This window comes from Streptomyces venetus, from assembly GCF_039540295.1.
Lineage (GTDB): Bacteria > Actinomycetota > Actinomycetes > Streptomycetales > Streptomycetaceae > Streptomyces > Streptomyces venetus.
The window spans coordinates 333873-348808 of sequence record NZ_BAABET010000002.1; the positions used below are offsets into that span (position 1 = coordinate 333873).

Annotated in this window: 15 protein-coding genes; 8 read left to right on the forward strand and 7 right to left on the reverse strand. The window is 70.4% G+C overall.

Features of this window, described 5'->3' with window-relative positions; genetic code table 11:
- The first annotated feature begins 150 nt into the window (after positions 1–150).
- Together ABEA82_RS06390 and ABEA82_RS06395 are read left to right on the forward strand one after the other, a co-directional pair.
- Positions 151–303 carry a hypothetical protein gene (locus ABEA82_RS06390; RefSeq protein WP_003992775.1) on the forward strand — a complete coding sequence of 51 codons (153 nt, stop codon included), beginning with the start codon at positions 151–153 and terminating at the stop codon, positions 301–303.
- A gap of 148 nt (positions 304–451) precedes the next feature.
- Positions 452–2557 (forward strand): trypsin-like serine peptidase, encoded by a 2106-nt coding sequence (locus ABEA82_RS06395; RefSeq protein WP_345660385.1) that lies wholly within the window; start codon positions 452–454, stop codon positions 2555–2557.
- A gap of 9 nt (positions 2558–2566) precedes the next feature.
- On the opposite strand, the gene ABEA82_RS06400 is transcribed toward ABEA82_RS06395, so the two are convergent.
- The 3 genes from ABEA82_RS06400 to ABEA82_RS06410 all read right to left on the reverse strand — a co-directional run bounded on the left by ABEA82_RS06400 (position 2567) and on the right by ABEA82_RS06410 (position 5063).
- Positions 2567–3172: a MarC family protein gene (locus ABEA82_RS06400; RefSeq protein ID WP_345660386.1), complete on the reverse strand. Its 606-nt coding sequence runs from the start codon at positions 3170–3172 to the stop codon at positions 2567–2569.
- A 200-nt stretch (positions 3173–3372) separates the two neighbouring features.
- Positions 3373–4230, reverse strand: coding sequence for a PHP domain-containing protein (locus ABEA82_RS06405; protein WP_345660387.1), 858 nt, complete (start codon positions 4228–4230; stop codon positions 3373–3375).
- A 191-nt stretch (positions 4231–4421) separates the two neighbouring features.
- On the reverse strand, positions 4422–5063 hold the full coding sequence (locus tag ABEA82_RS06410; RefSeq protein ID WP_345660388.1) for a DUF6758 family protein: 642 nt from the start codon (positions 5061–5063) through the stop codon (positions 4422–4424).
- 159 nt (positions 5064–5222) lie between these two features.
- On the opposite strand from ABEA82_RS06410, the gene ABEA82_RS06415 reads away from it, so the two are divergent.
- Positions 5223–6485, forward strand: coding sequence for an MFS transporter (locus tag ABEA82_RS06415; protein ID WP_345660389.1), 1263 nt, complete (start codon positions 5223–5225; stop codon positions 6483–6485).
- Positions 6486–6515: 30 nt separating this feature from the next.
- Here the strand turns inward: ABEA82_RS06415 and ABEA82_RS06420 are convergent, their stop codons facing one another.
- Positions 6516–7100 carry a suppressor of fused domain protein gene (locus ABEA82_RS06420; RefSeq protein ID WP_003992770.1) on the reverse strand — a complete coding sequence of 195 codons (585 nt, stop codon included), beginning with the start codon at positions 7098–7100 and terminating at the stop codon, positions 6516–6518.
- Positions 7101–7558: 458 nt separating this feature from the next.
- On the opposite strand from ABEA82_RS06420, the gene ABEA82_RS06425 reads away from it, so the two are divergent.
- Complete coding sequence (locus ABEA82_RS06425; protein ID WP_345660390.1) at positions 7559–8677, forward strand: magnesium and cobalt transport protein CorA; 1119 nt, start codon at positions 7559–7561, stop codon at positions 8675–8677.
- Between the two features lie 23 nt (positions 8678–8700).
- A complete protein-coding gene (locus ABEA82_RS06430) occupies positions 8701–9213 on the forward strand; it encodes a hypothetical protein (protein ID WP_345660391.1) in 513 nt (170 codons plus the stop codon).
- Positions 9214–9254: 41 nt separating this feature from the next.
- Here the strand turns inward: ABEA82_RS06430 and ABEA82_RS06435 are convergent, their stop codons facing one another.
- Entirely contained in the window at positions 9255–10007 is a 753-nt protein-coding gene (locus ABEA82_RS06435) for a hypothetical protein (protein ID WP_345660393.1), read from the reverse strand.
- Positions 10008–10232: 225 nt separating this feature from the next.
- Between ABEA82_RS06435 and ABEA82_RS06440 the strand changes: the two genes are divergently transcribed.
- The 3 genes from ABEA82_RS06440 to ABEA82_RS06450 are packed head-to-tail and all read left to right on the forward strand — an operon-like array spanning position 10233 to position 13279.
- Positions 10233–11516, forward strand: a complete 1284-nt coding sequence (locus ABEA82_RS06440) for a magnesium transporter MgtE N-terminal domain-containing protein (protein ID WP_345660394.1) — start codon at positions 10233–10235, stop codon at positions 11514–11516.
- Positions 11506–12102: a DUF1003 domain-containing protein gene (locus ABEA82_RS06445; protein WP_345660395.1), complete on the forward strand. Its 597-nt coding sequence runs from the start codon at positions 11506–11508 to the stop codon at positions 12100–12102. Before ABEA82_RS06440 ends, ABEA82_RS06445 begins: the two co-directional genes overlap by 11 nt.
- A 43-nt stretch (positions 12103–12145) precedes the next feature.
- Positions 12146–13279, forward strand: a complete 1134-nt coding sequence (locus tag ABEA82_RS06450; RefSeq protein ID WP_345660396.1) for an Mrp/NBP35 family ATP-binding protein — start codon at positions 12146–12148, stop codon at positions 13277–13279.
- Between the two features lie 135 nt (positions 13280–13414).
- On the opposite strand, the gene ABEA82_RS06455 is transcribed toward ABEA82_RS06450, so the two are convergent.
- Together ABEA82_RS06455 and ABEA82_RS06460 are read right to left on the reverse strand one after the other, a co-directional pair.
- Positions 13415–14086 carry a hypothetical protein gene (locus ABEA82_RS06455; protein WP_345660397.1) on the reverse strand — a complete coding sequence of 224 codons (672 nt, stop codon included), beginning with the start codon at positions 14084–14086 and terminating at the stop codon, positions 13415–13417.
- A gap of 251 nt (positions 14087–14337) precedes the next feature.
- Positions 14338–14778 (reverse strand): sec-independent translocase, encoded by a 441-nt coding sequence (locus ABEA82_RS06460; protein ID WP_345660398.1) that lies wholly within the window; start codon positions 14776–14778, stop codon positions 14338–14340.
- Positions 14779–14936 lie beyond the last annotated feature (158 nt).

Consider the following 14936-nt stretch of genomic DNA (forward strand, 5'->3'; position numbering starts at 1 on the left):
AATTAGCCGGTCGAAAAATTTCCTTAGCGTAGGGAATGTTTGACCCATGCAGCCCTGTTGACTCATACGGAACACCGAGCGCCGCAGCCTGGTGGACCACCCACTCAAGTAGTTCTCCTCAGGAGGATGACCAGACGAAGGGAGAAGCCCTTGCGCTTCGAAATCATGCGACTCGACGACGTCGACGGCACGCCTGTGGACTCGACCGTTGTGGACGCCGCCTCCGTCAACCGCATCGTTCAGCAGGCAGCCGCCATCGGGCAGCGCCTGTGGATCCGCCCGGCCGAGACCACGGCCTCATAACGCGCGCGGCTCTCCCCACACCTCGGAGCCCCCGCCCGGCATCGGCCGTGCGGGGGCTCTGCTGTTGCGGACCACCGCGGCCGGGGGCGTACTGGCTGGGGAGCACGGCGACAGCGGGAACAGGACGGGGAACAGGACGGTGGGCCACATGTCGGTGACGGGCCGGTCGCACGCGGAGCTGCACGCACAGGCCGCCGCAGAGGCCGCGCGACGGTACGAGGAGTCGGCCGCGGAGCGCGCACGGGTCGAGGACCGGCTGGCGTCCGGCGTGCGGTTCCCGGACACCCCGGACGCGCTCGCCGTCCGCGCCGACCGGATCCTCGGCCTGGGCGGGCCGTCTGCCTCGGCGGTCGTGGCGGACATCCACCGCGAGGCCATGGACCGGCCGGACGCCAACGAACGCATCATCGACCTGTCCAACGAACTCCAGGCCTGGAGCTTCCTGCCGCGCGGGGTCAGGGCCGGGGCGACGGTCGCCCGGATCACCCGGCGCCGCGACGGCCGTGAGCTTCCGCACGGCACGGGTTTCCTGGTCTCGCCCCGGCTGATGATGACCAACCATCACGTGCTGCCCGACGAGAGCTTCGCCCGCACCTGCTTCGCGGAGTTCAACGCCCAGGTCACAGCCGACAACCTGCCCGACACCGTGCTCCGGACCGAACTCGACCCGGGGGCCTTCTTCGCCGCTGACCAACGGCTCGACTTCGCCCTGGTGGCGCTCGCGCCGACCTCGGACGGCCGCCCGCCGGGCGAGATCTTCGGCTGGAACCGGCTCAGCGTCCAGATCGGCAAGCTGGTGCTCGGCGAGAAGGTGAACATCATCGGCCATCCGCAGGGGCGATTGAAGGAGATCGCCCTGCGCGACAACCAGGTGCTGGTACGGCTCGACGACTTCGTCCACTACACGACCGACACCGAACCGGGGAACTCGGGCTCCCCCGTCTTCAACGACCAGTGGGAGGTCGTCGCCCTGCACCACAGCGGCGTGCCGAAGAGGGACGACCAGGGCCGCGTCCTGCGCAGGGACGGCCGCCCCTGGAGTGAGGGCGACGGCGAGGACGCGGTCGAGTGGATCGCCAACGAGGGCGTCCGCATCAGCTCGATCCTGAGGAACCTGGCCCAGCTGACGCCCGACCCGAGGCGGCGCGCGCTGCTGGCCGAGATGGGGCCGGACTCGGGCCTGGACCAGAGCGCGGTCGCACCCGCGCCGCAGCCGGGGGCGACCACACCGGCCGCACCCGGCGTCACGGCACCGTCGGCCCCCGCCGTCCCGGCGACGGTGACGGTGACGGTGAACGGCACGGAGACGGGGACCGGGGCCCGTAAGCCCAAGACCGGACTCCGCGCCCGCGCCACCGCCTTCGGCGGCCGTCGGCACCTGGTCTTCCTGCACGGCCGGGACCAGCAGGACAAGGAGCCCGACGACCTCCGCCGGAACTGGACGTCCGGCCTCAACCGCGGACTCACGCTCGCGGCACTGCCCACCGTCGACCCGGAGGACGTGTGGTTCCCGTTCTACGGAACGCGACTGGCCGACTTCGTCAGCGGACGGGAGAGCACGGCCGAGGCCGTCGGCCTCGACCAGGTGAGCGCGGCCGCCGCCGCGGAGGCCTTCGCCGCCGCGTCACCCACCGGGTCCTACGAGCGGCTGCTCTACGAGGCGGCCGTCCGGGCCGGTATGCCACAGGACGGCCCGGCGGCCACGGAGGGCTTCGGGGCGGGGCTGGTCGGCGCGCTGCACCGGCCGCTGAGCTGGCTCGCCGCCCGGTCCGACCTGGACGAGTGGACCATCGCCACGTTCCTGCGGGACGTCGACCTGTACCTCGGCGACGGTTCCGTGCGGCAGGCCGTGCTGGACAGCGTCATGCAGACGATGCCCACCTCCGGCGAACTGGTGCTGGTGACCCACAGCCTCGGCACCGTCGTGGGCATGGACCTGCTGACCCGGCTCCCGGACGGCCTCGACCCCGTACTGATGGTCACCGCGGGCAGCCCGCTGGGACTGGACGGCGTCAACGAGCGGCTCCTCACGCACGGCCCGCACCGGCCCCCCAGGGTGCGTGACTGGGTCAACGTCTGGTGTCCCACCGACGCGGTGGCCATCGGCTGCCCGCTGGCGGACGAGCGGTGGGGGAAGCTCACCCAGCCGGCCGTCGCCAACGGCCGCGACCGCGCGCACAAGATGGAGGAGTACCTCGGCCACGCGAACCCGGCCAAGGAGATCGGCTCGGTGCTCACCGGCCCCCGGCCGTGACGCGCGCGGTCAGCTCCCCCGGATCACCTGCGTGACCCCGTTGATGATCTGCTGCACGGCGATCGCGGAGAGCATCATGCCCGCGAGCCGCGTCACCAGGACCACGCCGCCGTCCTTGATGATCCGGATGATCACCAGCGAGTAGCGCATCACCAGCCACAACACGACGTGGATGGCGAGGATCGCCGTCCACACCGACACCTGCGTGGCGACGCTGTGCGCCTTCTGCACCGCGAGGATGACCGACACGATCGCTCCTGGCCCCGCCAGCAACGGCATGCCCAGCGGCACGAGGGCGACGTTGACGTCCTTGGTCTGCTTCGGCTCGTCGGTCTTGCCGGTCAGCAGATCGAGCGCGATCAGCAGGAGCAGCAGCCCACCCGCGATCATCAGCGCGGGCACGGAGACGTGCAGATAGTTCAGGATCTGATGCCCGAGCAGCCCGAACACCGTGATCACCCCACCGGCGACGCAGACGGCCTGAAAGGCCATCCGCTTCTGCACCTTGCCGGGCCGCCCGGCGGTGAGCGCGAGGAAGATCGGGGTGATCCCCGGGGGATCCATGATGACGAAGAGCGTGAGAAAGAGAGAGCCGAAGACGGCGACGTCGAACATGAGTGTGATGGCCTTGCGGTGTTGAAGAAGCGCGCGACAGACAGCGACCGGTGCCGGCACCGGTTCCGCTACCGCTGTGGGCAGGCGTTCCGCACGGCGATGGGGGCACCGCCCTGCTCGAACGCAGTTGAGAGCTTGGGGGAGGGTGGGCACAGCCAGCAGCGCCGGGTGCCTTGAAACGGACCTACAAAAAACGGACCTCAGACCCCGCCGGCTCCGGGCACGGGAAACGCCCCGAAGGCCCGCCGCGTAATCTCCCCGTACACCTCGGGATCCGTCGTGTACTCCCCGAGCACACACGTCTTCCGACTGCCGTGGTAGTCCGAGGACCCGGTCACAAGAAGCCCCAGCTCCTTCGCCAGCCCCCGCAACCGCGCACGCGTGTCCGCGTCATGGTCCATGTGGTCGACCTCGATGCCGTCCAGCCCGGCCACGGCCATCTCCGCGATCGCGGCCTCCGGCACCGTACGCCCCCGCTTGCTCGCCGCGGGATGCGCGAACACCGCGACCCCGCCCGCGCCCTTGATCAGCCGGATCGCCTCGAAGGGGTCGGTCTCGTGCTTCTCCACGTAGGCGCGGCCGCCGTCGGCCAGCCAGTCCTCAGTGAAGGCGTCGTTCACGGTCGGCACGACACCCAGCTCGACCAGCGCGCTCGCCACGTGCGGGCGCCCGACGGACCCGTCACCGGCGATCCGGGCCACCTGCTCCCAGGTCACCGGCACGCCCAGCTCCCGCAGCTTGGCGATCATGCCCTGGGCCCGGGGCACCCGGTCGTCCCGCACGAGCTCACGCTCGGCGAGCAGCGCCGGTTCGTCGGAGTCGAAGAGGTAGGCCAGCATGTGCATGCTGATCCCGTCGAGGCGGCAGGAGAGCTCGGCCCCGGTGACCAGCGTGAGCCCCTCGGGCAGCGCGGCGATCGCCTCGGCGTGCCCACGGGTCGTGTCGTGATCGGTGAGGGCGACGACGTCCAGCCCGGTCGCCGCGGCCTTGCGCACCAGCTCGGCCGGAGCGTCGGTGCCGTCGCTGGCAGTGGAGTGGGTGTGCAGATCGATACGCACGACACGAACTCCAGACACGGACGACACGAACAGGGCTGCTCAAGGATAACCACATCTTCAACGCCCGCCGTCACACCCGAACCCCCCAAGCGCCCCCTACACCAACGCCCCCAAAGGGGCGCGGGGAACTGCGCGACCAGCCACACCCAGCCCGCAGCCGCCAAACAGGCACACCCCCACCCCAGTAGGCGCTACGGCTCAAGCAAGCGCGGCGACAACGCCCCGCACGGCACCAGCTCCACCTCGGCCCCCGCGTCCCGCAGGTCCGCCAGCACGAGCTCGTCGTACATCAACAATCCCGACTGCTCGGGCCACACCACGGCCCACAGCCACAGCCCCAGCGCCTCACCGGCGAAGACGGCCCGGTCGTCCGGCGCGCCCGTCACATGCCACAACGGCGTCGGCCGCCCCGCGGCGAGCACCTTCGCCTGAGCCGGCTTCCCGACGTCCATGGAGGGCCCGGGGTCCGGCCCCTCCATTCCCGCGTACCGCGCGCCGAGGCCGACGCCGAGTTCCTCCGCGACCAGGATCAGCTCGCCCATACCGCCGAGCGGCCCGGGCCCCGTGCAGGCCACCGCCGTCGCCCGCCCGCCCGTACGGTCGTCCCCCGCGCAGGCCACGCCCGTGAACAGCCAGCCGACCGGCAGCGGCCAGGGCATCCACACCGGCACCTGGGTGCGGTGCACCACGACGTTGAGGGCGTCGACGCTGGGCGGTATCACGGGCTGCACCGGATGAACGGTGCCGTGCACATCGCACTGCCACGAGTCGGAGAAGAGGCCGGGAGCCCTGACCCGGCCACCGCACTTCGGGCAACTGGGTTCGCCCCTCATAGGGCCCCACGGTCCTACCCCCGCCCCGTCGCGTCAAGGACGATCACCCAACCGGACGGAACCCTTCACCCAGGCACTGGATGTAACTTGCATTAATTAGTCTGGCTAACTTAGTGTGTGTATATACCAACTAACTCGGCCCAGGGAAAGGGAGCAACCATGGACCCCTTCGACGCCGGAGTGGGCGGCCTTCTGAGGCAGCCCAAGTCCGCGTGGGCGACCGCCGGGGCGTCGGTCGTCGCCTTCATGGGCATCGGACTCGTCGACCCGATCCTGCCGTCCATCGCCCAGGGTCTGCACGCCACCGCGAGCCAGGTCTCCCTGCTCTTCACCTCGTACTTCCTCATCACCGCCGTCGCGATGCTGGTGACCGGCTTCGTCTCCAGCCGGATCGGCGGGAAGAAGACACTGCTGCTCGGCCTCGCGTTCGTCGTGGTGTTCGCCGGACTCGCCGGCACCTCCGGATCGGTCGGCGAACTGGTCGGCTTCCGGGCCGGCTGGGGCCTCGGCAACGCGCTGTTCGTCTCGACGGCCCTCGCGGTCATCGTCGGAGCGGCGGCCGGTGGCAGCGCCGCGGCGATCCTGCTGTACGAGTCCGCCCTCGGCCTCGGCATGGCGTGCGGCCCGCTGCTGGGCGCGCTGCTCGGTGACGCCAGCTGGCGCTACCCGTTCTTCGGCACGGCGTTCCTGATGGCCGTCGGCTTCCTGTGCATCACGGTGTTCCTGAAGGAGCAGCCGAAGCCGGCCCGCAAGACCTCGGTGCTGGACCCGATCAAGGCCCTCGGCCACGGCGGCCTGGCCTCCGCGGCGGTCTCGGCGTTCTTCTACAACTACACGTTCTTCACCGTGCTGGCCTTCACCCCGTTCGTGCTGAACATGAGCCCGTACCGGTCGGGTGCGGTGTTCTTCGCCTGGGGCGTGCTGCTCGCCGTGTTCTCGGTGATCGTGGCACCGCGCCTGCAGAAGCGGTTCGGCTCGCTGAAGGTGCTCGGCGGTTCGCTGGTGCTGCTCGCGGCCGACGTGCTCGTGCTCGGCTACGGCTCGCACACCACGGCCGTCGTCTGCACGATCCTGTCCGGCGCCTTCATCGGCGTGAACAACACCGTCTACACCGAGCTGGCCCTCGGCGTCTCGGACGCGCCCCGGCCGGTGGCGAGCGCGGGCTACAACTTCGTCCGCTGGTTCGCGGCGGCGGCCGCCCCGTACTTCGCGCCGAAGATCGAGGAGTGGACCGACCTCCACATCCCGTTCGTGGTGGCGGCGGTCACCGCGCTCGTGGGCGCCGGCGTGGTCGTCGTACGGCGCAGGGCACTCACGCTCCCCCAAGCTCTCGACTCCGCTCGAGCAGGGGGGACCCCCACCCCGGAGGAGACGGAGCCGAGGCACGCCACCGAGGACAGCGTCACCGTCTTCGCCAACTGAGGCTTTCCGGCCTGGTGTTGGTGAGCTTCCTCACTCCAGCGGGACGGACTTCCGGGACGGATCCCGAAGGTCCGTCCCCTGGTTCAGCCACCGTTCCTGGAGCGCCTGGGCGCCGTGCACGCGCTTCCACGCGGCCTCGTTCGGGGTCATGGGAAGCAGCGGCAGGAACCGTACGGGGTCGAGGGGTTCGTCGAGCTCCAGGTCCTCGACCAGGCCGCCCGGCTCGGCCACCAGGACCGAGGTGAACGGCGCGCCGGGCCACAGGGGCTCACCGACGTCGAGGGAGGCACCGGGGGCCACGACCAGCCCCTCCACCTGCGGAGACGCGGCGAGCACGGCGAGCGGGCGGAGCACCTTGCCGGTGTCGGCGAGCCCGGCGCGCACGGAGAGGACCAGCTCGGCGCGCGGGCCCTTGACCGGGTCGGCGACGACCGCCGTGGGGTCCGTCATGGGGTGCGCGGACATACCGAGCGTGGCGTAGCGGACGATGTCGCCCTCCTGGAAACGGAGCACCTCGATGCGGTCCGTGCCCAGGAAGGTGACCGCCGCGCGCGCGTCCGGTTCGCCCAGCGCGGTACGCAACCGGGCCTCGACCAGAGGAAGAACATCTGCCATGCGGCGAGCATAGAACTCGCCAGTAGCGGGCAAAGCAGCGCCTTGACACGTCGGGCGGCTGTTACTCTTACCCGGTGGTTCGGGGCAGCACGCATCAGCGTCGCGATCAGGCCCCGACGCCGATGGAACTCCCTTACGAGGGACCGGCCGGAGGAGGTGGGACTGCAATGGATCGAAGTCGACCGTGCAGTAGCACCACGCTCTTCCCGCCGCTGACGTAGCTGTTCTGGCTCCGGCTGACTGCCACCTCTCGCACTCGCTCCACCGCGGAAGAGCGCTTCGTTTCGCTTTGCCTGATCTGCCTCAGTAGCTGAATCAGTAACGAGACTCGCCACCATGACGGTGCGGTGCTCCCCGCTTTGTGGACGTGCCAAACATCCTCGGTCCCAACGTCCTCATTCCGGGTAGTTCCACCCGTCGCCGGCGCCTTTCGTTGCACGCCCGCGAAGGAGCCCGCCATGTCGATGATCCGCGACCTGCGCGCCGTCGTCCGTCCGTCCCGCGTGTCGCTGCGCAAGGACGGCGGGACCTACGACGCCACCCGCAGCCCCGCGACCCCCTCGGCCGTCGTCGACTGCGCCGTCTACCGGGACGGCCGCCGCATCGAGACCGAGACGCCGCTGACCCCGCACGAGGCGGTGCTTCTCGCGCGCCGTGACGGGGGCTTCGTGTGGATCGGCCTGCACGAGCCGACCGAGGCCGAATTCGCCGGGATCGCCGGGGAGTTCGGGCTGCACCCGCTGGCCGTCGAGGACGCCGTCCAGGCCCACCAGCGCCCCAAGCTGGAGCGGTACGACGACTCCCTGTTCACCGTGTTCAAGACCATCCACTACGTGGAGCACGACCAGCTCGACGCCAACAGCGAGGTCGTCGAGTCCGGCGAGGTCATGTGCTTCACCGGACGGGACTTCTTCATCACCGTCCGGCACGGCGGAAAGGGCTCCCTGCGGGCGCTCAGGCACCGCCTCCAGGACGACCCCGAGCTGCTGGCCAAAGGCCCCTCGGCCGTGCTGCACGCCATCGCCGACCACGTCGTCGACGGGTACATCGCCGTCGCAGACGCGGTGCAGGACGACATCGACGAGGTGGAGACCGAGGTCTTCTCCCCGGGCCGCCGCAAGGGCACACCGCGCGGCACGGACGCCGGCCGGATCTACCAACTCAAGCGCGAGGTACTGGAGTTCAAGCGGGCCGTGTCGCCGCTGCTGCGGCCCATGCAACTGCTGAGCGAGCGGCCGATGCGGCTGATCGACCCGGACATCCAGAAGTACTTCCGGGACGTGGCCGACCACCTGGCCCGCGTGCAGGAGCAGGTCCTCGGCTTCGACGAACTGCTCAACTCCATCCTCCAGGCCAACCTCGCGCAGGCCTCCGTGGCCCAGAACGAGGACATGCGGAAGATCACCTCGTGGGCCGCGATCATCGCCGTGCCGACGATGGTGTGCGGGGTGTACGGCATGAACTTCGACTACATGCCGGAGACGCACATGAAGTACGGCTACCCGGTGATCATGGGCATCACGGTGACCATCTGTGTGGGCATCCACCGCATGCTGAAGCGGAACGGGTGGCTGTGAGCAGCCTGGATAGGCTGGACCCCATGACGGATGAGCTGCTCGGCCGCGCCCTCGTCGAGGAGGCCACGAAGAAGTCCGGCCTCGTCTGGGTCCAGGGCCCCGACGGCCCGGCGCGTGCGCTGTGGCACGTGTGGCACGAGGGCGCCGCGTGCCTGGTCGGCGACGGGCCCGGCGAGCAGCCGCTGCCCGGTCTGGCCGACGGGGCCGAGGCCCGGGTGACGGTCCGCAGCAAGGACAAGGGCGGCCGGCTGGTCTCCTGGACCGCGCGGGTCACGCAGCTCGAACCGGGCTCCGAGGCGTGGGACGCGGCGGTCGCCGAGCTCAAGGGCAAACGGCTGAACGCGCCCGACGGCGAGGCCATGCCCGACCGCTGGGCCCGCGAGTGCCGGGTGCTGCGGCTGGAGCCGACCGGCGCGAGGGCACCGATGCCCGACGGCTCCCTGGCCGAGGCCCCGCTGCCGTCCCCGGCGATCACCCGCCGCCCGGTCCCGGCAGGGCTGCACCGGCTGCTGCTGAAGAAGCGCAAACGCCCGTGACACGCGACGGGCGCGCGGCGGCCGAACGCGCGTAGCGGGCGCTACGACGTCGGCAGCTGCTTGCCGTAGTCCACCGTCTCGTTCCGCTCCGGCTCACGCAGGCCGAAGTCCTCCCCCCAGGCGGAGAACGTGAGGGTGCCCGCGCCGCCGGCCCGCTCCAGGCGCAGCGGATACGGCTTGCCCTCCAGGGAGACCTCCAGGGCCCCGCCGGAGCCCTTGTCACCGGTGATGCGGATGGTGCGGACGCCCGCCTGCTCGTCGTGGCCGTCCGTCGCGAGTGTGCCGTGCAGGGTCAGCAGACCGTCGAGGAGGACTCCCTTGTCCGTGAAACCGCTGAACTTCTGGTACGAAGGGTCGCCCTGCGGCACCTTCACGAACTTGCCGCCGAGCTTGGAGGCCGCGGCCGCGTCCGCCTTGCCCTCGCCCTGGCCCTCACCGTGACTCCAGAACTCCGCGTCGGCCTTGACGAAGAGCTGCTCGCCCACGCGCAGCAGCTGGAAGGTCGTGCCCTCCGTGGTGACCGACCCCTCGCCGCCGTCGTCCTTCAGACGCATGTCGAGCGCGTACGTACGCTCGCCGCTGACGACGTTGCCGTGCACCCGGACCGCCCCGGCGGACTCGGCGGCCGTGCGGGTCTTGGCCTGGATCTTCGCGGCGGGGAGTCTGCCGACCCCGTTGGTGCCCTCGTTCGGATCCTCCGAGCAGCCCGTGAGCACCGTTCCCGTCACGAGCAGTGCGCACATCGCGCTCGCGAGTGCGGCACTGCGGCTACGGACCTGGCGAATCGGAGTCACAGGTGGGGCTGCCTCTCTGACGGGAGACCTGAATGGCGTACCGCAGGGTACCGGGGTCGTAGAGGCCGGTCGGAGCCAGTCCTTCCGGACCGTCCGCCGACGCACCCCCGATCGGGACGGGCTAGCCTGAAGCCCACCCGAGCGGGCAATTCGGAAACAACAGGCACGCAGACAGGCACAGAGACAGGCAGCACGGAACACCCCGCACGAAAAGGAGCCGCGGCCATGGCAGCGGGCGCCCCCCGGATCTTCGTATCGCACCTCTCCGGTGTCGCCGTCTTCGACCCCACCGGCGACCAGGTGGGGCGGGTGCGCGATCTGGTCGTCATGCTGCGAGTGGGACAGCGACCGCCGAGGCTGCTCGGCCTGGTCGTGGAACTCGCCACCCGCCGCCGCATCTTCCTGCCCATGACCCGGGTCACCGCGATCCAGTCCGGGCAGCTCATCACCACCGGCGTGCTCAACGTCCGGCGCTTCGAGCAGCGGCCCACCGAGCGGCTGGTCTTCGGGGAACTGCTGGACCGGCGGGTCACGCTCACCGAGACCGGCGAGGAGGTCACCGTCCTCGACCTGTCGGTGCATCAGCTGCCGGCCCGCCGGGAGTGGGAGATCGACCGGGTCTTCGTCCGCAAGGGCAGGAAGGGCAGCGCCTTCCGGCGGGCCAAGGGCGAGGCGCTCACCGTCGAGTGGACCGCCGTCACCGGCTTCTCGCTGGAGGAGCAGGGGCAGGGCGCCGAGAACCTGCTCGCCACGTTCGAGCAGCTGCGCCCCGCCGACCTGGCCAACGTCCTGCACCACCTCTCCGCCAAGCGCCGGGCCGAGGTCGCCGCCGCCCTGGACGACGACCGGCTGGCCGACGTCCTGGAGGAGCTCCCGGAGGACGACCAGATCGAGATCCTCGGCAAGCTGAAGGAGGAGCGCGCCGCCGACGTCCTGGAGGCCATGGACCCGGACGACGCGGCCGACCTGCTGGGCGAGCTGCCGACGGACGAGCAGGAGCGGCTGCTGAGCCTGATGCAGCCGGGCGACGCGGCGGACATGCGGCGCCTGATGTCGTACGAGGAGCGCACGGCGGGCGGTCTGATGACCACCGAGCCGATCGTGCTGCGCCCGGACGCCACGGTCGCCGACGCCCTCGCCCACATCCGCAACCCCGACCTCTCCCCCGCCCTCGCCGCCCAGGTCTACGTCTGCCGGCCACCCGACGAGACGCCGACCGGGAAGTACCTGGGCACGGTCCACTTCCAGCGCCTGCTGCGGGAGCCACCCCCGTCCCTGGTCAGCTCGATCCTGGACAGCGACCTGCAACCGCTCGATCCCGAGGCGGAGCTGCCCGCCATCGCCGGGTTCTTCGCCACGTACGACATGGTCGCGGCCCCCGTGGTCGACGAGGCCGGGGCGCTGCTCGGCGCGGTGACCGTGGACGACGTGCTGGACCACATGCTCCCCGAGGACTGGCGGGAGTCCGAGTTCCACCTGGACGAGGAGGTGACCACTGATGGTTCCTGAGCGCGAGAACTCGCGGGAACGCACGCCGTCCGGCGCCACGGCCGCCTCCCGGCCGCGCACCCGCCTCGACCAGCCGCTGCCGCCCCGGCGCCGGTTCCTGCCCGAGTACGACCCGGAGGCCTTCGGACGGCTCTCGGAGCGCATCGCGCGCTTCCTGGGCACCGGGCGGTTCATCGTCTGGATGACGGTCGTCATCATCGTGTGGGTCGCCTGGAACAGCCTCGCCCCGGGCCACCTGCGCTTCGACGAGTACCCGTTCATCTTCCTGACCCTGATGCTGTCCCTCCAGGCCTCCTACGCCGCCCCGCTGATCCTGCTCGCGCAGAACCGGCAGGACGACCGCGACCGGGTCAACCTCGAACAGGACCGCAAGCAGAACGAGCGGTCGATCGCCGACACCGAGTACCTGACCCGCGAGATCGCCGCCCTGCGCATCGGCCTGGGCGAGGTCGCCACCCGCGACTGGATCCGCTCGGAGCTCCAGGACACGATCAAGGAGCTGGAGGAACGGCAGAACGGTCACCGTCACGACCCCGTCGTATTCCCGGCGGAACGGTCACGGGGACGTGACGCAGACGACCGCTGAGACGCTTTCCTACGCACCGGTACGGCGCCGTACCATCGTCCTTATGGCTACGGAAGACGCGGTGCGCGAGGCACTGGCGACGGTGAACGACCCCGAGATCCACAAGCCCATCACCGAACTCGGGATGGTCAAGTCCGTCGAGATCGGTGCTGACGGGGCCGTCGCGGTCACCGTGTACCTGACGGTCTCGGGCTGCCCGATGCGGGACACGATCACGCAGCGCGTGACCGAGGCGGTCTCCGGCGTCGAGGGCGTCACCAGCGTCGACGTCACACTCGACGTGATGAGCGACAAACAGCGCAAGGAGCTGGCGTCCGCCCTGCGCGGCGGCCAGACCGAGCGCGAGGTCCCCTTCGCCAAGCCCGGCAGCCTCACCCGCGTCTACGCCGTCGCCTCCGGCAAGGGCGGCGTGGGCAAGTCCTCGGTCACGGTGAACCTGGCGGCCGCGATGGCGGCGGACGGCCTCAAGGTCGGTGTCGTCGACGCCGACATCTACGGCCACTCCGTGCCGCGCATGCTGGGCGCCGACGGCCGTCCGACCCAGGTCGAGAACATGATCATGCCGCCGTCGGCGAACGGCGTGAAGGTCATCTCCATCGGCATGTTCACCCCGGGCAACGCCCCGGTCGTCTGGCGCGGCCCGATGCTGCACCGCGCCCTCCAGCAGTTCCTGGCGGACGTGTACTGGGGCGACCTGGACGTCCTGCTGCTGGACCTCCCGCCGGGCACCGGCGACATCGCGATCTCCGTGGCCCAGCTGGTCCCGAACGCCGAGATCCTGGTCGTGACGACCCCGCAGCAGGCCGCCGCCGAGGTCGCCGAGCGGGCGGGGTCCATCGCCGTGCAGACCCACCAGAAGATCGTCGGCGTGGTCGAGAACATGTCCGGCCTGCCCTGCCCGCACTGCGACGAGATGGTCGACGTGTTCGGCACCGGCGGCGGCCAGGTGGTGGCCGACGGCCTGACCCGCACGACGGGCACGTCCGTCCCCGTCCTGGGCAACATCCCGATCGACGTCCGCCTCCGCGAGGGCGGCGACGACGGCAAGCCGGTGGTCCTGACCGACCCGGACTCCCCGGCGGGCTCCGCACTCCGCGCCATCGCCGGCAAGCTGGGAGGCCGCCAGCGCGGCCTGTCGGGCCTGTCCCTGGGAATCACCCCGAAGAACAAGTTCTAGCCCTGACGTCCCTGGGGGCAGCGTCCCCCAAGGGGCGCGGGGAACTGCGCGAACAACCACGAACGACCCGCGGCCGCCGGACGGCATGAATCGCTACGACGAAGGGGCGCCGAAAATCAACCGGCGCCCCACAACTCACGCGTACGCGGCGATGTCCTTCACCACGGCGAACCCGAGACCATACGCACTCATACCTCTGCCGTACGCCCCGACATGCACCCCGGCCGAGGTGGACCCGGCCAGCACCCACCCGAACTCAGACTCGCGGTAGTGAAACGCCGTCGGCACACCGTCCACGGGAAGCGACAACGTCGACCAGTCCGCCCCGTCGAGGTCGTCCGCCAGCACCCACGCCGTCTCCGTCTGCTGCTCCAGCCAGTCGTCCCGCAGGGAGTGGTCCATCTGCCCGGGCCAGGTGAAGGACAGCAGCCCCACGCCCGCGAGCCACGCCGCCGAGGACACCGACGTCGCCTCCAGCAGTCCCGTGCCGTCCGCGCTGCGCCGTGAGGGACTCGCCGCCACGGTCACCACGACCGCGAACTTCTCCTTGGCGTCCTGATCGGCCCCGGCGGCATACTCGTTGCGCACCGTGGGCTCGTCACCGTGCCCGATCGACCCGTGCTCCACGACCCCGTCGGCCGTCGTGCCCACCTGCATCAGCCAGCGCGGCCCCGTGAAGGCCTCGTCGAGGCCGTACCACGGGAAGGGCGCGCGCAGGTAGCCGTCGACCGTACGCCGGGCGGAAGGGACCTGTTGTCCTCCCTTCGCGGTCGGCGCCTGCGCGACTCCCCGACTCGTCGTCTCCATGTTCCCGGACGCCTCCTCGCTCTAGTCGGACCGGGACGGCCCGCCCCCCTTCGGGCGGTGCCGCTGGTTCAGTACGGCCCGCCCAACAACTCGGCAGCATAGCCACACCGCTGCGAGCAGCAGGGAAAACGCCCGGCGCGTGGGCCGCACGGGCGCCTGGATCAGGCCGTACGCAGCCCGACCGGAGTATGAAACGCGTCACGCCCGCCGGAGGCGTGCGCCCCGGCGGGTGTCGCTCGGCCGAATGTCGCTCAGGTGGCGTCCGCGTCGAAGGGCGGACGGTCGTCCCGGTCGGGGGTCTCGGGCTTCTTCGTCATGTCGACGCGGCCGCCGGAGGAGCCGGAGGACGACGAGGACGACGTGTCGGAGTCACGGCTGTGGACGGCGTCGGTGACCTCGGCCATCTCCTTCTTCAGGTCGAAGCCGTTGCGGATCTCCTTGAGCCCCAGGTCCTCGTTGTCCAGCTGCTTGCGGATGAACGTCTTGGGGTTGAGGTCCTCGAACTCGAAGTCCTTGAACTCCGGGCCGAGTTCCTCCCGGATGTCGTTCTTGGCGCTCTCCGAGAACTCACGGATCTTCCGGATCGTGCGCGTCACGTCCTGGATGACCTTGGGGAGCTTGTCCGGACCGAAGACGAGCACGGCAAGGACGATGAGCGTCACCAGCTCGAGCGGTCCTATGTCATTGAACACCTGAAGCTCCTTGCGATGTCCTCGGTCCTCGGCCCTCGGTGGTCATGGGGTCTTGCCGTGGTCCGGGCCGGCTCCACGGTACCCGGCGATCCTGTCCGACCGGTACCGTCCCGAGACTTCCGAGTGCGGGGAGTGGGAGCGCTTTCCCGATTGTTTGC